The organism is Paenibacillus dendritiformis (genome assembly GCF_015845845.1).
In the GTDB taxonomy this organism is placed as follows: Bacteria; Bacillota; Bacilli; order Paenibacillales; family Paenibacillaceae; genus Paenibacillus_B; species Paenibacillus_B dendritiformis_C.
This window is the reverse complement of sequence record NZ_LDIG01000205.1, coordinates 36,707-55,189: the sequence shown is the minus strand read 5'-3', so window position 1 is coordinate 55,189 and position 18,483 is coordinate 36,707. Positions and strand designations below refer to the sequence as shown.

Annotated in this window: 16 protein-coding genes and 1 tRNA gene; 4 read left to right on the top strand and 13 right to left on the bottom strand. The window is 56.1% G+C overall.

Annotation, left to right across the window (positions count from 1 at the left end):
* The 12 genes from rnr to ABD76_RS21060 form a co-directional block, all read right to left on the bottom strand.
* On the bottom strand, nucleotides 1-2,173 hold a 2,173-nt coding region (rnr, locus tag ABD76_RS21115; RefSeq protein WP_197259084.1), incomplete at its 3' end, for a ribonuclease R.
* A gap of 341 nt (nucleotides 2,174-2,514) precedes the next feature.
* Nucleotides 2,515-2,751 carry a preprotein translocase subunit SecG gene (gene secG, locus ABD76_RS21110; RefSeq protein ID WP_168182537.1) on the bottom strand — a complete coding sequence of 79 codons (237 nt, stop codon included), beginning with the start codon at nucleotides 2,749-2,751 and terminating at the stop codon, nucleotides 2,515-2,517.
* A gap of 177 nt (nucleotides 2,752-2,928) precedes the next feature.
* A complete protein-coding gene (gene pdxK, locus ABD76_RS21105) occupies nucleotides 2,929-3,753 on the bottom strand; it encodes a pyridoxine/pyridoxal/pyridoxamine kinase (RefSeq protein WP_197259083.1) in 825 nt (274 codons plus the stop codon).
* A 143-nt stretch (nucleotides 3,754-3,896) separates the two neighbouring features.
* A complete protein-coding gene (locus tag ABD76_RS21100; RefSeq protein WP_197259082.1) occupies nucleotides 3,897-4,754 on the bottom strand; it encodes a DUF4097 family beta strand repeat-containing protein in 858 nt (285 codons plus the stop codon).
* Nucleotides 4,755-5,510 carry an HAAS signaling domain-containing protein gene (locus tag ABD76_RS21095; RefSeq protein WP_197259081.1) on the bottom strand — a complete coding sequence of 252 codons (756 nt, stop codon included), beginning with the start codon at nucleotides 5,508-5,510 and terminating at the stop codon, nucleotides 4,755-4,757.
* 34 nt (nucleotides 5,511-5,544) lie between these two features.
* The gene (locus tag ABD76_RS21090) at nucleotides 5,545-5,946 is read right to left on the bottom strand and encodes a PadR family transcriptional regulator (RefSeq protein ID WP_197259080.1); all 402 of its coding nucleotides are present in this window, start codon (nucleotides 5,944-5,946) and stop codon (nucleotides 5,545-5,547) included.
* A gap of 297 nt (nucleotides 5,947-6,243) precedes the next feature.
* Nucleotides 6,244-7,530, bottom strand: coding sequence for a phosphopyruvate hydratase (gene eno, locus ABD76_RS21085; RefSeq protein ID WP_197259079.1), 1,287 nt, complete (start codon nucleotides 7,528-7,530; stop codon nucleotides 6,244-6,246).
* Nucleotides 7,531-7,588: 58 nt separating this feature from the next.
* Nucleotides 7,589-9,130, bottom strand: coding sequence for a 2,3-bisphosphoglycerate-independent phosphoglycerate mutase (gene gpmI / locus ABD76_RS21080; protein WP_197259078.1), 1,542 nt, complete (start codon nucleotides 9,128-9,130; stop codon nucleotides 7,589-7,591).
* Nucleotide 9,131: 1 nt separating this feature from the next.
* A complete protein-coding gene (gene tpiA / locus ABD76_RS21075; protein WP_197259077.1) occupies nucleotides 9,132-9,884 on the bottom strand; it encodes a triose-phosphate isomerase in 753 nt (250 codons plus the stop codon).
* A gap of 60 nt (nucleotides 9,885-9,944) precedes the next feature.
* Nucleotides 9,945-11,126, bottom strand: coding sequence for a phosphoglycerate kinase (locus ABD76_RS21070; protein ID WP_197259076.1), 1,182 nt, complete (start codon nucleotides 11,124-11,126; stop codon nucleotides 9,945-9,947).
* A gap of 434 nt (nucleotides 11,127-11,560) precedes the next feature.
* On the bottom strand, nucleotides 11,561-12,568 hold the full coding sequence (gap, locus tag ABD76_RS21065; RefSeq protein WP_197259087.1) for a type I glyceraldehyde-3-phosphate dehydrogenase: 1,008 nt from the start codon (nucleotides 12,566-12,568) through the stop codon (nucleotides 11,561-11,563).
* A 32-nt stretch (nucleotides 12,569-12,600) separates the two neighbouring features.
* Nucleotides 12,601-13,656, bottom strand: coding sequence for a sugar-binding transcriptional regulator (locus ABD76_RS21060; RefSeq protein ID WP_197259075.1), 1,056 nt, complete (start codon nucleotides 13,654-13,656; stop codon nucleotides 12,601-12,603).
* Between the two features lie 460 nt (nucleotides 13,657-14,116).
* Between ABD76_RS21060 and ABD76_RS21055 the strand changes: the two genes are divergently transcribed.
* The 3 genes from ABD76_RS21055 (at nucleotide 14,117) to ABD76_RS21045 (ending at nucleotide 14,964) form a co-directional block, all read left to right on the top strand.
* Complete coding sequence (locus ABD76_RS21055) at nucleotides 14,117-14,461, top strand: DMT family transporter (protein WP_197259074.1); 345 nt, start codon at nucleotides 14,117-14,119, stop codon at nucleotides 14,459-14,461.
* Nucleotides 14,461-14,775, top strand: a complete 315-nt coding sequence (locus tag ABD76_RS21050; RefSeq protein ID WP_168182524.1) for a DMT family transporter — start codon at nucleotides 14,461-14,463, stop codon at nucleotides 14,773-14,775. The genes ABD76_RS21055 and ABD76_RS21050 overlap by 1 nt, the downstream gene beginning before the upstream one ends.
* 114 nt (nucleotides 14,776-14,889) lie before the next feature.
* Nucleotides 14,890-14,964, top strand: a tRNA-Arg gene (locus tag ABD76_RS21045).
* Nucleotides 14,965-15,189: 225 nt separating this feature from the next.
* Here ABD76_RS21045 and ABD76_RS21040 read toward each other — a convergent pair.
* Complete coding sequence (locus ABD76_RS21040; RefSeq protein WP_197259073.1) at nucleotides 15,190-17,109, bottom strand: heparinase II/III domain-containing protein; 1,920 nt, start codon at nucleotides 17,107-17,109, stop codon at nucleotides 15,190-15,192.
* Nucleotides 17,110-17,230: 121 nt separating this feature from the next.
* On the opposite strand from ABD76_RS21040, the gene ABD76_RS29730 reads away from it, so the two are divergent.
* The gene (locus ABD76_RS29730; protein WP_242069695.1) at nucleotides 17,231-18,454 is read left to right on the top strand and encodes a cache domain-containing protein; all 1,224 of its coding nucleotides are present in this window, start codon (nucleotides 17,231-17,233) and stop codon (nucleotides 18,452-18,454) included.
* The last annotated feature ends 29 nt before the right edge of the window (nucleotides 18,455-18,483 follow it).

Here is an 18,483-nt window from a genome sequence, read left to right as displayed (position 1 = left end):
GCCCGAACTCGCGCGCATCCCGGTCGCTATACCGCGGCGTGCTGCTCACGAGTTCAAAATCAATCGTGTAGTCCTCCAGATTGACCCGGCCTACCCGGATGCGCACCTCGTCGCCAATGCGGAAAATGTTCGACGTGCGCTCCCCGACCAGCAGCATATGCTGCTCGTGGAAATGATAATAATCATCCGTCAGCCCGCTAAGCCGGATCAGCCCTTCCACCGTATTGTCCAGCTCGACGAACATGCCGAAGCTCGTCACGCTGCTGATGATGCCGTCGAATTCCTCGCCGATTTTATCGAGCATGAACTCGGCCTTTTTAAGCGCCTCCGTATCCCGCTCGGCGTCGACGGCCACCCGTTCGCGAGCCGATGACTGCTGCGCAATGTCGGGCATGCGCGTCTCCAAATATTCATGGCGCTTCTCCGGCAGGGTTCCGCCATGCTGGATCACCTCGCGGATGATGCGGTGAATGACAAGATCGGGATAACGCCGGATCGGCGACGTGAAGTGCGTATAGAACTCAGCAGCCAGCCCGAAATGGCCGGTGCTCTCCGCATCATACTTCGCCTGCTTCATGGACCGCAGCATCATCGTGCTGATCACCGTCTGCTCGCGCGTGCCTTCGATCTCCTCCAGCAGCGTCTGCAACGAGCGCGGATGGACCGAATTGCCCTTGCCGCGCACGACATAGCCGAAGTTGGCCGCGAACGTCATGAAGTGGAACAGCTTCTCCGCGTTCGGCTCCTCGTGGATCCGGTACAGGAACGGCACGCGCAGCCAATGGAAATGCTCCGCCACCGTCTCGTTCGCCGCCAGCATGAACTCCTCGATGATCTGCTCCGCGATCGAGCGCTCCCGCTTTACGATATCGACAGGCTTGCCCTGCTCATCCACGATTACCTTCGATTCCTCGAAGTCGAAATCAATCGCCCCGCGCTGCATGCGCCGCTTCCGCAGCTTCAGCGCCAGCTCCTTCATGAGCAGGAAGAAATCCTCCAGCTCCGCATAGCGCGCGATCACCTCGGGGTCCTCGCCTTGGACGATTTTGCGAACATTCGTATACGTCATCCGCTCCACCGTGCGGATCACGCTCGGGAAAATATCATGGCGAACCGGCTTCAGCTTCTCGTCAAACTCCATCACGCAGGACAGCGTCAGCCGATCGACATGCGGATGAAGCGAGCAAATGCCGTTCGACAGCCGATGCGGCAGCATCGGGATGACCCGATCCACCAAATAAACGCTGCAGCCGCGGGCGTACGCTTCCCGGTCCAGCTCCGAGCCTTCCGGCACATAATAACCGACATCGGCAATGTGAACCCCGAGCTCATAGTGGCCGTTCGGCAGCTTCACTACGTGGACCGCGTCATCGAGATCCTTCGCGTCCTCTCCGTCGATGGTCACGATCGTCATGCCGCGCAGATCCCGGCGTCCCTGGCTGACGATCTCCTCTTCGCTAATGGCATCCGGCACCGCCTCCGCTTCCGCCATCACCTCGGCGGGAAAAGCTTCCGGAAGCTGATGCTTGCGGATAATCGACAAAATATCGACGCCCGGATCATCTTTGTGCCCGAGCACCTCGATGACTTCGCCCTGTGCCGCCGCCCGGCCTTCCGGATAGACGATGATGCGGACGACGACCTTCTGCCCGGTCACCGCGCCGTGCATATGCTCGCGCGCGACGAAAATATCCCGGTTAATCCGCTTGTCATCCGGGATAACGAAGCCGTATGATTCATGATTTTCAAAAAGGCCGACAATCTGCTCCACCGCACGCTTGACGACGCGCACGACCTCGCCTTCCATCCGCGTTCCGTCCGTTCCCTTGCTGGTGATGCGAACGAGCACGATATCGCCGTGCATCGCCGTCTTCATATCGTTGGCATGAATGTATACATCGGGATGTCCCGTCTCATCCGGTATCAGAAATCCAAAACCCTTCGCATGCGCCTGCAGCCGGCCGCGCAGCAGATTCATTCGCTCGGGAACGCCGTAACAATCCGAGCGGGTACGGATAATTTGTCCTTCTTCCTCCAGCCGCGTAAGCAGTACGAGAAATGCTTTGAAGTCGGCAGCATCCTGAATTTCGAAATGCTGCTCCAGCTCGTTATAGGTCATCGGCTTATAAGCGGTTTCGCGCATAAAATCCAATAACTGTTGTTCCGTTATCATGTCCTCACCTCACACCTCGCCATGACCTTGCTTGTAACAGTATACCAATATATACCCGTGTATACACGTAATAAATGCGAAAACATCAGCGGTCGCGGCGTTCCTTCCATTCGGTTGCTTTAGCAGATTCAAAAGCGCCCCCACCGGTTACAAAGGAAGGGCTCAATACCCAGTCTTCCCGGAGCGGCGGAAATCGTGCCATGCAGTTTTTGCCGTTCCGCATCCGGTCATCCGTTCGGCCAGCTCCATAACGCAGCACCGTTCAAGCCGTTCTCCCCCACCCAGGCTGGCATACAAACAGCAAAAAAGCGGAGACCTTCGTCCCCGCTTGCTCATTCTCATTATTTCGTTCCCAAATAAGCGACAATCATCGATACAATCATAAAGCCTGCAGCCGTTACAATGGTTGCGCGCTGCATGAACAGCTCCAAACCACGCGCCTTTTGCTTTCCGAAGAGATGTTCCGCACCGCCGGAGATGGCGCCTGACAGGCCGGCACTTTTCCCTTTTTGCAGCAGGACGATGCCAATCAAAGCGATCGAAAAAATGACGAGCAATATTTTCAAGAAAACTTCCACAACTTCCACCTCCAATGCGATAACACCTTCGAAAACGTTCAACTGCATGAAAACAGCAATATTATTGTAGCACAGGACGATCCATTAGGCAAGGACCTCGCCCGGCTGCCAATAAAAAGTTGAACAGGCTTTCCCGAAGGCTTGCCCCGCTTCGGGGTGCCCGCCGTTCAGCTTCCCTTACTCCTGCTCCCCGTGATCAACCTGGCGCAGCGCATTATGCCGAACCGGGCCGACATACTGGTTCAAGCGGAACGAATGTCGGATCGCTTCCGTAATGAACCGCTTCGCCGTATGGACGCTGTCGCGAACCGAATGGCCCTTCGCCAGCTCGGCGGCAATCGCGGCCGAATACGTGCACCCTGCCCCATGCGTGAAGGTGGTGTCGATGACTTCCGCCTCGAGCAGCTCGAATTCCGTGCCGTCATAGAGCACATCGACCGAGGTCGGCAGGCCAATCTTGGAGCCGCCCTTCACAAGCACATACTTGGCGCCCTTCTCGTGGATCCGGGCCGCTGCTTGCTTCATCTCGTCCAGCGTACGAATCGGTGCCATGCCCGCCAATTGCGAGGCTTCGAACAGATTCGGCGTAACGACGGTCGCCTTCGGCACGAGAATGTCGCGCAGCGCGTCATTCGTCTCCGGATGAAGAGCTTCATCCGCGCCTTTGCAGACCATAACCGGATCTACGACCACGTTCGGAATGTTATGCTTCTCCATCGTCCGCGCGGCCAATTCAATGATATCAATCGAGCCAAGCATTCCCGTCTTCATGCCTTGAATGCCTACGCTCAGGATCGTCTTCAACTGCTCTTCTATCGTAGAGAGCTCGATCGGGAAGACGCGGTGCGCCCAGGAATCGTCCGGATCCATGGTCACAATCGTCGTTATCGCGGTCATGCCGTATACGCCGCGCTCCTGGAACGTCTTCAAATCGGCCTGAATGCCTGCGCCCCCGCTCGAATCAGAGCCTGCCAATGTGAGTACTTTCTGAATCGGTTTCATCGTATTGCCCCTTTTCATGCCGCAAAGCAAAATGATTTCATTATAGAGGTTGTTCAAAAAATCGTCTTTTAACCGCATCCGGCCGCCGACGCCTTGAACATTCGCTTATAACCGATTATAATCACATCTCCCGAGATCACAAGCTATTTTTCGACAATGGTAATCCCCCCAAGATCCGTTCGGGCCTTAATCACCATATCGCTTTTCATTTTCGAATCCGGCGCGTCGATATCCCCCAGATTGGTTCGCAAATCATAAATGCCTTCGAACTTCGGCGAAACCGAGATTTTGATGGTGCCAAGGTTGCTGCTGGCCTTGATCGGGTGCGGTTCCTTTTGATCGATGACGACGTTGCCCGCATCCGCCTTGGCCGTGACGGATTGGGTCGTATGCAGCAGCTTGACCTGCCCGAGAGAGGAACTGGCATCGATCACCGCATCCACGTCCTCCGCCAGTACCGTGCCGGCATCCGAGGACAGCTTGACTCGGTTCCCCTGCAGCTGCTTCACAATCACTTCCCCGAGCTTGCTCCTCGCCTCCAGTTCATCCACCCGGCCGCCGGTAATCTTAAATGTCCCCATGTCCAGATCAGCCTTCAGACGCTCCAGTACCTGGGTCTCCGTCGCATGTATCGTAATTTCATGGTTTTGTTTTTGCGTGTTCACTCCGAAAAGCCGAATCCATTGCTCCGGCTCCTTGGTTCGATAGTCGAGCACAAGCGTTCCATTGCTCACTTTCGCCTCGCTCAGGTTGGATATCACCTTATCCGGAGCCTGCCCGTTGATGTCAATCTTGTTCCCCCCGTCGAACACCCAATTGACTTCAATATCGCCGCGGTCTCCCCGCAGCTCGACCCGCTTCAAATCGGTTCCGGCCTCGATCGTATACTCATAATGCGGGAGCTGAGAAGTGGTCAGTGTCTCGGTCCCGAATGAAAACAAACCTAATACTCCGGCGGCAATGCAGCCGATTCCCACCATGTTCAGAATGGTCTTATTCATCTATCTTCTCTCCCTTCCGGAAACCCATTGGAAATAAATCCGATTCAGACGGCCATAGGCGCGGAACAACATACCAATACCCTGAATCATGAAAATCCCGATGCCGAACATGATGAACATGACTGACATTTCCGCTCCGTAGAAGGCTCCCCCGAAGGCCAACTTCAACAGATACAGCAGCGGTCCAAGCAGCAGCACGAACGCGACGCAAGCCAGGGCAACGCATAATCCCCAGCCGGCGATAAGCAGCGGCACGGCGAAAAAACAAGAGAAGATAGCCCCGATAATGCTGATTGCGCTTCTGGAAGGGGCGCCGTACCCGTCCCTGTAAGGCATATCATACATCGGCGGCGGCATAGGCGGCGATCCGTATGACGCTCCGTGCGGAGATCCATGTGACGCTCCGTGCGGGGTTCCATGTGGCGCTCCATGCGGCACACCGTGGGGAGTACCGTGCGGGCCATAGCCTGGACTCTGCATGTCCGGTCCCCGGTGCATATCTGGCGGGTAGAAACCGGCAGGATGGTCTGCCCGGCCTTTGTCCCCTCCGGAAGCACCCTCATCCCGGGCCCCGAGCAGTTCGACCGCCAGCTCTTCCGGATCGCCAAGCTCCCTGGCAATCTCCTCTTCCGTCCGCCCTTGCTGCTCGCCGAAGGCGAAATGGGCGCTGTACTCCGCCAAAATCTCGTCTCTATCTTCAGCCGGGAGCGACATCAATCCATACTTCAGCTTCAATAAAAAATACTCTTTATGCAATCTTTCTCCCCCCTGCAATGAATGTTCTGTCTTCTTAGACCGAAAAATCAGACTCCCCTTCCGCCTCTCCGCGAACGGCAATGCCGTTGTCTTCGTTATCCGGCTCCTGGTCTCCATCGGCCGTTGTCTCCAGCAGCCTCTGGACGCCGTCAACGAACTTTTCCCATTCGCTTACCAGCTCCATCATGTATGCCTTGCCGGCCGGGGTCAGCTTATAATATTTGCGCGGCGGTCCCTCCGTCGACTCCTGCAGGTAGGTCGTGCAGTGCCCGTCCGCCACCATGCGGCGAAGGACAGGGTAGAGCGCCCCTTCCGCCACCTCCACATGCTTCGATATTTGCTGCGCCAGCTCGAAGCCGTATCGATCGCGCTGATTGATCAGCACCATCACGCATAAGCCGAGCACGCCTTTTTTGAACTGAATAATTTCCTTCAATAGGGTCACCTGCCTTCATATCCCAATCCCCGGCAATACTATAAGTTATAATCAACAATCAGTATTGTTTAATGAATAGTAGCTGATATACATTATATCCACACCGCGGCCCTCGCCGCAAGAGGCATCTGGAAAAACTAGCCTCAGGTCCAGCTTATGCCTGAACTTTCGATCTAGGACAACTTTAGACCAGCCCCCTGACTTTTCGATCGCAAATCCTGCCCTAAAGGTACGAGAAAAAACCGGACCCCCTCAGGAGTCCGGTTCGCTTAGACGCACCGTTTCATTCGGCTCGTCTTATTTTTTCAGGTTGTAGAACGACTTCAGGCCATCGTAGCGTGCGGTTGTGCCCAGGTTGTCCTCGATGCGGAGCAATTGGTTGTACTTCGCTACGCGGTCCGTACGGGAAGGTGCGCCCGTTTTGATTTGTCCCGCATTCGTTGCCACCGCGATGTCGGCAATCGTGCTGTCTTCGGACTCGCCGGAACGGTGGGAGATAACCGCCGTATAGCCTGCGCGCTTCGCCATTTCGATCGCGTCGAACGTTTCGGTCAGCGTACCGATTTGGTTCACTTTGATCAAGATGGAGTTGCCGATGCCTTTCTCGATACCGGTAGCCAGACGCTCGGTGTTCGTGACGAACAGGTCGTCGCCGACGAGCTGTACTTTGCCGCCCAGCTTGTCAGTGAGCAATTTCCAGCCATCCCAATCGTCTTCGGCGCAGCCGTCTTCGATGGTGATGATTGGATATTTCTCTACCCAAGATGCGAGCAAGTCTACGAACTCAGCCGAAGTGAACGATTTGCCTTCGCCTTCCAGCGTATATTTGCCGTCTTTGTAGAACTCGGTGGAAGCGACGTCCATACCGAGGAATACGTCTTGGCCTGGCTTGTAGCCTGCTTTTTCGATGGCTTCGATGATCGTCGTGATCGCTTCTTCGTTGGAGCTCAGATTCGGAGCGAAGCCGCCTTCGTCGCCTACCGCCGTGTTGAGGCCTTTGGATTTCAGGACCGATTTCAGGTTATGGAAAATTTCCGCACCCATGCGGAGCGCTTCTTTGAAGTTCGGAGCGCCTACAGGCAGAATCATGAACTCTTGAACGTCAACGTTGTTGTCCGCATGCGCGCCGCCGTTTACGATGTTCATCATCGGCACAGGAAGCTGCTTCGCGTTGAATCCGCCCAGGTAAGTGTACAGAGGCATGTCAAGCGCGTGCGCCGCTGCGCGGGCTACCGCCATCGATACCGCCAGGATTGCATTCGCGCCCAGCTTGCCTTTGTTCGGCGTGCCGTCCAGTTCGATCATGGTGCGGTCGATCAGGACTTGATCGAGCGCGTCCATGCCGATAATTTCAGGAGCGATAATTTCGTTTACGTTTTTCACGGCGTTTTCTACGCCTTTGCCGAGGTAACGGCCTTTGTCGCCGTCGCGAAGCTCAACCGCTTCATGCGCGCCTGTCGATGCGCCGGATGGCACGATCGCATGGCCGAAGCCGCCGGATTCAAGCTTTACTTCGACTTCTACTGTAGGGTTGCCGCGGGAATCAAGCACTTCGCGCGCGTATACGTCCATAATCATCGTCATGGGATACATCTCCTTTGTCATTCATTCATCTTCTTAGCTTTCACAATAGCGGTATTGATTATTTCTTGTCAATTAACGAAGTCCCGGTCATTTCTTCCGGCTTCGGAAGCTGCATCAGATCGAGAATCGTCGGCGCGATATCGGCCAGAATGCCGCCTTCGCGCAGCTCGACATTCTTGTCCGTAACGATGAACGGCACCGGATTGGTCGTATGCGCCGTGAACGGACGGCCTTCCTCGTCGAACACCATATCGGCATTGCCGTGATCCGCCGTAATGAGGCAGACGCCGCCCTTGGCCAATACCGCTTCGACGACGCGGCCCATGCATTCATCCGTCGCCTCGACCGCCTTGATCGTCGGCTCCAGCTTGCCGCTGTGCCCGACCATGTCCGGGTTGGCGAAGTTCAAAATAATCGTGTCATGCACATCCGACTCGATTTCGCGCACAGCCGCTTCCGCCACTTCATACGCGCTCATTTCCGGCTTCAAATCGTAGGTCGCAACCTTAGGGGAAGCGATCAGAACGCGCTTCTCGCCTGGAAGCTCGACGTCGCGGCCGCCGCTGAAGAAGAACGTCACGTGCGGATACTTCTCCGTCTCGGCGATGCGAAGCTGCTTCTTGCCATGCTGAACAAGGACTTCGCCAAGCGTATTGTCAAGCTCCTTCGGCTTGTACGCTACGAATCCCCCGACGGTCTCCGCGAACAGCGTCAAGCAGACGAAGTACAGGTTTTTCGGATAACGATCTCCCCGGTCGAAGCCGCGGAAATCCTCGTTCGTGAACACCTGGGACAATTGAATCGCCCGGTCCGGACGGAAGTTCGAGAACACGACCGCGTCGTTGTCGCGAACGAGGCCGACCGGCTCGTTGTTCTCGTCGACGATAACCGTCGGCATGACGAATTCGTCGAATACCGACTGCTCGTACGATTCTTTCACCGCCTGCACCGGATCGCGGTATTTCGGCCCGTCGCCGTATACCATCGCGCGGTACGACTTCTCGGTCCGCTCCCAGCGCTTATCGCGGTCCATCGCATAGTAACGGCCTTGCACCGTTGCGATGCGGCCAACGCCAAGCTCGTCGATTTTCGCCTGCAGGCGCTCGATATAACCGATCGCGCTGTCCGGCGCGACATCGCGGCCATCGAGGAAGGCATGAACATAGACCTTCTTCAAGCCGGACTTCGCGGCCAATTCCAGCATCGCAAGCGTATGATCGATATGGCTGTGCACCCCGCCGTCCGACAGCAGGCCGTACAGATGAAGCGCCGTGCCGTTTTCTTTCGCATGGTTAACCGCCCCGACCAGCGTTTCGTTCTCGAAGAATTCTCCTTCGCGAATCGATTTCGTAATCCGGGTCAGATCCTGATACACGATGCGGCCCGCGCCGATGTTCAGATGGCCGACCTCGGAGTTGCCCATCTGGCCTTCCGGCAGACCGACCGCTTCACCGCAAGCGGTGAGCGTCGTATGCGGGTACATGCTCATGTATCGATCGTAATTCGGCTTCTTCGCCTGGGCGACAGCATTGCCTTCCGTCACGTCGCGCAGTCCGAAGCCGTCCATAATAATCAGAGCTACAGGTCTAGGTGCAGACATCTTACTTCGCCCCTTCCACCAGTTGAATGTACGAACCCGGCTGCAAGCTGGCGCCGCCTACCAATGCGCCGTCAATATCGCTCGCTGCCATATATTCGCGAACATTCTCTGGCTTCACGCTTCCGCCGTACTGGATGCGGACCGCTTGCGCCACTTCCTCATTGTACAAGCCGGCGACGACGCTGCGGATGTAGCTGATCGAGTCATTCGCATCCTGAGCCGTCGAAGATTTGCCCGTGCCGATCGCCCAGATTGGCTCATAAGCGATGACGACGCTCTTCGCCTGCTCAGCGGACAGGCCTTGGAACGCCGCTTCCGTCTGCACTTTGCAGACGTCGTTCGTCTTGCCGGCTTCGCGCTCTTCCAGCGACTCGCCGACGCAGACGATAGGCGTCAAGCCATGCCGGAATGCGGCATGCATCTTCTTGTTCACGATCTCATCCGTCTCCGCGAAGTACGCGCGGCGCTCGGAGTGACCGATAATGACATATTGTACGCCGAGGTCTTTCAGCATAGCGCCGCTGATCTCCCCCGTGAATGCGCCGGAATCTTCAAAATGAAGATTCTGCGCGCCAATCTTGATGGACGTGCCCTTCGCCGCTTCCACCAAAGCCGGCAAGTTCGTGAACGGTGCGCAGATGACGCTTTCCACGCCTTCTACTTCGGCCTTCCCTTTCACTTCTTGAATGAAAGCGACGGCTTCCGGAACCGTTTTGAACATTTTCCAGTTCCCTGCAATAATCGGTTGTCTCACGCAAGCTCAACTCCTTCTGCACAGCAGAAGCGGCGGGAACGCCGCTGCCGCTTCACTTCCTTACTTATCGTTCAATGCCACTACGCCAGGCAATTGCTTGCCTTCCATGAATTCCAGGGACGCGCCGCCGCCGGTCGAGATATGATCCATCTTGTCTTTCAGATGGAATTTCTCTACCGCCGCCGCGGAATCGCCGCCGCCGATGACCGTATAGCCTTCGGTCTCGGCGCAAGCTTGAGCGACCGCGCGCGTTCCGTGAGAGAACGGTTCGATCTCGAACACGCCCATTGGTCCGTTCCATACGATCAGCTTGGAGTTTTTGATAACATCCGCATAGATTTCGCGTGTCTTCGGCCCGATGTCAATGCCTTCCCAATCCGCCGGGATCTCGTCTACGGAGACGACCTTCGTGTTGGCATCGGCGCTGAAGTCATCGGTTACGACGATATCGACCGGCAGATAGAATTTCTTGCCGAGCTGCTTCGCCTTCTCCATGAAGCCGAGCGCGACATCCAGCTTCTCATTGTCGCACAGGGATTTGCCGATCTCATAGCCTTGCGCTTTGAAGAAAGTGTAAGCCAGACCGCCGCCGATAATCACGTTGTCCGAAATTTCCAGCATTTTGTTGATGACGTCGATTTTGTCTTTGACTTTGGATCCGCCGATAATCGAAGTAAACGGACGTTCCGGATTGGACAACGCCTTGCCCAATACCGACAATTCCTTCTCCATCAGCAGGCCGGATACGGCTGGCAGATGATGGGCGATGCCTTCGGTCGAAGCATGCGCCCGGTGCGCCGCACCGAAGGCGTCGTTTACATACACGTCCGCAAGCGCCGCGAATGCCTTGGCCAGTTCCGGATCGTTCTTCTCTTCGCCTTTGTGGAAGCGAACGTTCTCCAACACGACAATATCGCCGTCGTTCATGCGGTTGATCTCCGCTTGCACCTGCTCGCCGATCGACTCATCCAGCTTCTTCACCGGCTTGCCGAGCAGTTCGCTCAGACGGTTCGCCGCAGGCGTCAGACGCATCGACTCGACCACCTCGCCTTTCGGACGTCCCAGGTGGCTCGCCAAAATAATCTTGGCGCCTTGCTCCGCCAAATACTGAATCGTAGGCAATGTCTCGCGAATCCGGGTGTCGTCGGTAATCTTGCCGTCTTCCAGCGGCACGTTGAAGTCAACCCGCACGAATACGCGCTTGCCTTTTACATCGATGTCACGCACGCTTTTCTTGTTCATCTCGCGTTCCTCCTATCACTCGTATGAACGGGCCTCTCTCCGAGAAGCTTGCGTTCACCGGCTCCATACGGTTCTGTTCTCTGTCCGGTATGCGGTGCTGCCGAAGCAGCTTCGCTCTGTATCTCTTTCGGTTCTGTCTCTTTCTAATCTAAGCGTTCTCTATCTATTTTATATCTTGTACGGTTCAGTTCATATTCCTGATGGAATGTTCATGGGCTCTCTCCAGCCCTGCCGCCCTGTCCCGGCCCAACGGATGGATCCAGCAGGAGCGTCTCTATCTATCGTTCTGCGCCGGATCTGTGCGTTCATGCCCGGCTTCTCTATTCGTTCTTGTATCTGTTCGGTCAGGTTCTCGATATGCCTTGCGCGCACGTATGCATGGATCAAAGAGGAGCCCTTGCGGTTACTCCTCTTTGATTGTCAATGCTATGCGATTACAGGCCTTTTTTTGCGATAAAAGATGCCAGGTCGACAACGCGGTTGGAATAGCCCCACTCATTGTCATACCAGGATACGACTTTTACCATGTTGTCGCCTACAACCATCGTCGACAGCGCATCGATTGTGGAAGAAGCTGGGTCGCCGTTGTAGTCGCTGGATACGAGCGGCTCTTCGGAATAGTTCATGATGCCTTTCAGCGGGCCGTTAGCCGCTTCTTTGAGGGCAGCATTTACTTCTTCAACCGTCACGTTTTTGGACAGTTCGACGACCAGGTCCGTTACGGATACGTTAGGCGTAGGAACGCGCATAGCCATACCGTTCAATTTGCCTTTCAGCTCAGGCAATACCAAGCTGACTGCTTTTGCAGCGCCTGTAGTGGAAGGAATGATGTTCTCGGCAGCTGCGCGAGCACGGCGCATATCTTTGTGCGGCAGGTCAAGCACGTTTTGGTCATTGGTGTAAGAGTGAACGGTCGTCATCATGCCTTTCACGATGCCGAACTTGTCGTTCAACACTTTCGCGAATGGAGCCAAGCAGTTCGTTGTGCAGGAAGCGTTCGAAATGATGGTGTGGTTAGCAGCATCGTATTTATCTTCGTTAACGCCCATGACGATCGTGATATCTTCGTTCGTAGCCGGTGCGGAGATGATAACTTTCTTCGCGCCGCCTTTCAAGTGCATTTCAGCTTTTTCTTTCGCTGTGAAGATACCTGTCGACTCAACGACGATTTCAACGCCGTTAGCGCCCCATGGCAGGTTCTCAGGGTTGCGCTCAGCGAAGACTTTCACTTCTTTGCCGTTAACGACAAGCGCGCCTTCTTTCGCTTCTACTGTAGCGTCCAGTTTGCCGTGAGTCGTGTCATATTTCAACAGATGAGCCAGTGTTTTGACGTCTGTCAGATCGTTGATTGCGACAACTTCGACTTCCGGATTGCCCAGAGCTGCACGGAACACGTTACGACCGATTCGACCAAAGCCGTTAATACCCACTTTCACCATGATGATTCCTCCCATTTCCTAAGTAGATTTGATTTTTATTGCTCAAGACGGCCCGTAGGCACATCGAGACCACTATGCTTCAATACTTCAACCGCTGCCGCTTCATCGATGACCAGAATGTCTTCATGCCCGTGGCGCAGCACGGCGGCAATGGCTTCGCCCTTGCTCTTCCCGCCCGCGACGGCGATTACCACTTCGGTACGCGTAATGTCCTCCAGGCGAAGGCCCAGAGACAACATCGTATGTACGACGCGGCCATCCCGGTCGAAGTAATACCCCAGCGCTTCGGCGACAGCTCCCTGGCGCTTCAATTCTTCCCGCGTGGCTTCGTCCACCTTCCGGCGCGCCGCCATCACTTGGGCGTCTCCGATGCCATGCACGACGATGCGCGCTTGCCGGATTACCCGCAGAATCTCCTGAATATTGGGCTCCTGCTTCAACGATTGGTACGCTTCTTCGCTCAATTGATCGGGCACATGAAGCAGCCGGTATTGAGCTCCTACGCGCTTGGCCATCGTCGAGGCAATCGTATTCGCCTGATATTCCAGGCTCTCGCCCAGTCCCCCTCGGGCCGGTACGAACCAGTTGCCCTTCCATGGTGTGGCGCTCGTCAATTGATCTGCCACCGCAGCCAATGTGGAGCCGCCGGTCACCGCGACCACATCTTCCTTGCCCATGACGCTGCTGAGAGCGCTGCATGCTGCCGTGCCCAATTCATCCTTCACGGCGGGCGACACATCCGAATCGCCGGGCACGACGATGACCTGACTCAGTCCGAAGGCTTGCCGGAGGCTCTCCTCCAGATGGCGCATGCCGAGCAGTTCGCCCATCAAGGGCTCCAACTGGCGGACAAGCTGCCTGCCTTCTTCGCTGATGCGCATGCCCATGCTGTCGATCTCGATCAGGCCCTGCGCCTTCAGCAGGTCCGTCTCCGCCCGCAGCACGCGCTCGGTCATCTGCAATGACGTGGCGAGCGTCCTCCTGCCAATACAGTCGGACAACATGATCTGATGCAGGATGGTATAACGCTTCTTCAACAGTTCGATGAGTTCGGGCAGCAGTCGTTTCTGTAATTGTAACCAATCACGCATTTCTCTCCACTCCTGCTCCGTAACCAACCATTGGACCAAAAACGTCCCATCGCAACGATTTGTGTCCCACCATTATTCTAGCGAATAATCGAGCAACTTGCAAGTATCCAGCCTCTATAATGGGCAAGGAAAGAACAACTTATTCATTGTATTGCCAAGCCGATGGGCATTTATATTCTTCGACTGTCTTATTCTTACCCATTATCCCCCCTTTTGGACAAGAGAAGGCCTGAATCCGGCAAAGGAACCGTATAGATTCAGGGGATGGCCTTTACGAAAAATCAATGTTGATGTAAAATGAATGACAGTCAGTCATTTGATGTTGGAGGCACTCCCGAGTTATCCGCACTGTCCAGGGGAGGCCATCTGCCCTTCATCAAAACGTTCCATGCAGTAAACCATTCTCAGGCATGAATGGCCCTCTGCATTGGCATCATGTAAGACAACAGGAGGTTTTATTATGGCTTGGCTGCTTGTTCTTGTCGCCGCCTTAATGGAGATTGTGTGGGCTTCCGGTCTGAAATACGCATCAACGACATGGGAATGGATCGGCGTTATTATACTCATTACGGTCAGCTACCTATTGCTTATCCAGTCCTACCGGAGGCTGAACGTCGCCATCGCCTATACCGTATTCGTCGGCATCGGCACGATCGGCACTTATGCGGCCAGCATCTATCTGGGGGAAGCGTTCAATGGGCTGCAGATTACGTTCCTGCTCGTGCTGCTGACCGGGATCATCGGCATGAAGCTGTCGACCCCGAACCGCGAGGATAGCGGGAACAGCGAAAGGAGAGAGTCCTAATGGCCTGGTTTTATTTAATCCTGTCGGGACTGGAGGAGATCATTTCGGTGATCGCGATGAAATATGCCGATGGCTTCAAGAAAAAGACGCCGCTTGTCATCATCACGCTCGGTCTCGTCGCCTCCATTTATTTGTTGACCCATGCGATGAGCGTCATCCCTTCCGGAGTCGCGTATGCGGTCTGGGCCGGCGTGGGAGCCGTCGGGATTACGCTCGTCAGCTTGTTCTGGTTCAAGGAGAAATATACCCGGAAGCAATTTTTCTTCCTGGCGCTGATCGTGGTCGGCATTATCGGACTCCGCCTGACAACCTGAGCCGGTTTCTGGCGTTCGCTGCCTGTCTTTATCGGGTCTTATTTCATTTCATATATTTTACTCTTGCATTCCGGTGGCCTATCCACTATAATAAATTTTGCGTCTTCTGATTGTGCGCCCGTGGTCCAATGGATATGACGTAGGCCTCCGGAGCCTGAGATCAAGGTTCGATTCCTTGCGGGCGCGCCATTAGCATCTTGATGATGCCTTTGATATGAAGCGGCATATTTATGAATAGCCTACAGACATTACAGAACATCTTGAACCGCTCCTTCCGCATAGGGAGCCGGGGACGGATGTTTTTTCGTTTTCCCTGAAAAAAGAAAGACGGCCGAGAGGCCGTCTTTTTTGCTGTCTGCGTAACGCGCTCCTTCCCACAGAATCCGTTGGCTTGCGTGTCCCCGGCTTCTCGGCCTACTGCTTCTTCAGCACAAACCGCCAGCTATCCTCATGAATCGGACGCTTTGCCGTAAGGCGTACCCGATAAATCGTATCGCCCCATGTTGTACATAGCCGCTCGTCTTCCAGCGCGATCCGCTCCACTCGGGTATTCCACAGCGTCTCGTCATACGACATGCATGCCTTCTCTCTTCCGGCTTCGTCCACCAAAATCACGCGTCCGGACATGAAGCGCGGCGCATAGGCGCACATCCAATTCAACGTCACATCGCTGTTTGGCTCCTCCAGCTTCACCGCCTCTTCCACGATGATGCAGGAGGCGGAATCAGACTCGCCTTGTCCGCTTCCCCCCGCTGGCTCCCGCAGCAGCGTAAACGTTCGCGTCCACCGCGAGATGCCGGAAGCGGCGGGATAGGCCGGGGCGATGTCGACCGTCAGGCGCGACAATCCGTCCTCCGCTTCATGGCGGACTTCACCCGAACGGAAAACCCGCCCCGCCGCTTGCTCCGTTCCGTTCATGGTCGGAACATTATGATACCCGGACTGCATCGTCCAGATCGAATACCGTTCCCGGCTGAACGTTTTCGCCGTGTAGGTCCCGACGCCGGCATCGATCCACAACGGGCATTGATCGGCATAGACGATGAAGCTGCCGATGTCGTTATGGTTGTGGCTCTCGTCATTATGGCCGCCCTTCGCGGCGAGGAACCAGCCGCTGCCGTCGCCCCGCTCCCGCGCCACCATCACTTCCACGCCCGGCATCCATCGATTGAGCGGCAGCGCTGGCGGTTCCGCTGCAGGCCCTTCCATATCCGGCAGCGCGAACAGGTCGAAGAGCATCCGCTGCAGGCTCGGAATCTCCTCTCCCTCCCAATAGCGGTGCCCTCCCTGCCGGCGATAAACATGCCGCCCGAAAGCCTCCAGCCGGGCATCTCCAACCGCCTGGCCGAAACGGGCGATCAGACCGGCAGGAACGGTGAGCCTCGCTGCCGAATCGGCGAAGTTGACATACGCATCTCCACCGATATGCATATGGAGAATGTAAGCCGCCATATTGCGGATTTTCGGCTCGTCGAAGACGTCAATCGCGCCATCCGTGGCGGCATGCAGCAGCTGCAGGGCATCATATAGGGAAGCGGCGGCCCGCACCCAATAAGCGGGGCCTTCATCACACCCTCCATCCTCTTCATAGGAGGCGATGAAGCGGTCAAGGCTGCGAAGCGCCTTGTGAACGAGCGCGGCCCGGCGCTCCTCCTTCTCCTCGATAAGCAGCAGCACGGCCAGGCAGTTGGCATTGCACCATGGATTCCAGTTGTTGATCAGGAGGTCCGGCTGGAACGACATCCACCAATAGCCGTCCTCCCGCTCATAGGAATCCAGGATGCGCGTCTGGAGCTCCCGGCGAAGGCGCTTGCCCAGCGGCGGGCAATGCTCGTCCAACGCTTCCCGCAGCACATAGTACGACCACGCCAGCAGAGCGGCCGTCTCCCCGGCGCCGAGATCGATGACCGGCCGATCGATATCGGGAAGCGATTGGCTCTTCACGCGCCTGATCCCGTTCAGATGAGCCGGCCAGCACCAGGTGCTCTCCTCGCACATCGACCACATGCCGTTCACGATATCATCCAGGAAGCGTCCCCCGTATTCCATGCATTCGGCCAGCACGAGACGGACCAAAGCCTTGCGGCGCGCGCAATAGGGCTCCTGATACCGCGAGCGGTTCCCCGTCCGCACATAATCCATATATAAGGTGGCCGGCAGCGCGGGCCACGCCATGCCGAGGCAGGCCTCTGCCTCACAAATCCAGAACGACCGGACCTCATCGTCCAACGCCAGCCAAGCGTCCCGCCGTGAAGCGGCCGGTACCGGTTCATAGTGTTGAATGGGCGAGAGCGCCGCTGCGATCATGTCCGGACGATATTTTTCTGTCAGCATAAATAACAGCCTCCTTTTCCTTTGCCGCGCTGCTTCCGAATCCCAACGTTAGCGCTTTCATTTGTGCTATACTAGAACATATCTACCCCGACATTTTGAAAATGTTAGGAGGCCACGCCCCTTGCTTGCTGCGAAGACTCACAAGTTCTCCCATCTGCTTCGTCCGGTCCGCCATAAACAAAAGATGCTCATCTCCATGCTGCTGTTGGCGACCATCCCCGTGCTCGTGCTCGGGCTGACCATCTCGAATGTCCTGACCGCCACCATCCGGGAGCAGGCCACTCTCTACAACACGACGCTGCTCCAGCACGCCCAGAGCAAAATGAACGATCAGATCAAGAAAATAGATGAACTGCTTCTTCAATATACCTATTCCGACAAGCGCGCCTATCCCGGCATTCTGGCCCAGTTCGCCATGAAAGAGCTGTCGCCGCGCCATCCCGAAGTTGTCCGCCAGCTGCAGAATGTGCTCGTCAATATCCGCAGCGGCATGGAGCATGTCGTCGAGCTCGACTTCTATTCCTTCCAATCCGAACGCATCCTGACCTCGGACAATCATTTGCTGACCGAGGAAGAGTTCCGCGATCCGCTCGCCCTGGACCGGGCGAGACATATCTCGCTGCAAGGCGTCTGGATCGACACTCGCACCAGCATTCCGGCTAATCATCGCATTGACCGGAACGTACTGACGTTGATCCGGCCCATCGCCGAAGACTCAACCGAGAGGAAATCGATCTCTGGCGCGATCATCGCTTACCTTGACGCCGATACGCTCGGCAACCAGATGTCAGCGAAAAACAGCTACTCCACCCTCTCCCTGTTCGTCGTGAACGGCCAGGGCCAGATTATGCTCGACACCGATCGCAACCAGATTGGGCGCACGATAAGCGCGGACAACCTGGAGTTAATCAAGAAAGCCGAACCGCTCGCCCAGATTCGGACCCGGTTGAACGGGGTCGACTCTGTGCTGAGCGTCCTGCCCTCCCGGAATCAGGACTGGTACTACATATCCTCCATCGCCGAAGACGAGCTGAACCGCAGCGCGGACCGGGTCCAAGGATTGACCCTCGGCATTTCCTTAACCTTCGTGGCGGTCGCCGCCCTGCTCTCGCTGCGCGCAGCCGCCAGCCTGTATCGACCCGTGCGGAAGCTGACCCAGGCGATACAGCCGCTCCGCTCGTCAGAGCAGGGGGGCGGTCAGGACAACTACAATGAAATCGAGCAGGTGCACCGTGCGATCAAGTCGATGATTCGCGAGAACCGCCAGCTCGAGAGCAGCCTCAGCCGTTATCGCGACAAAATGGAGCAGCACACGCTGCATCAATATTTGCTCGGCAGCATCTAGGAGCATGAGGCGCGGGCAGACATCCAGTA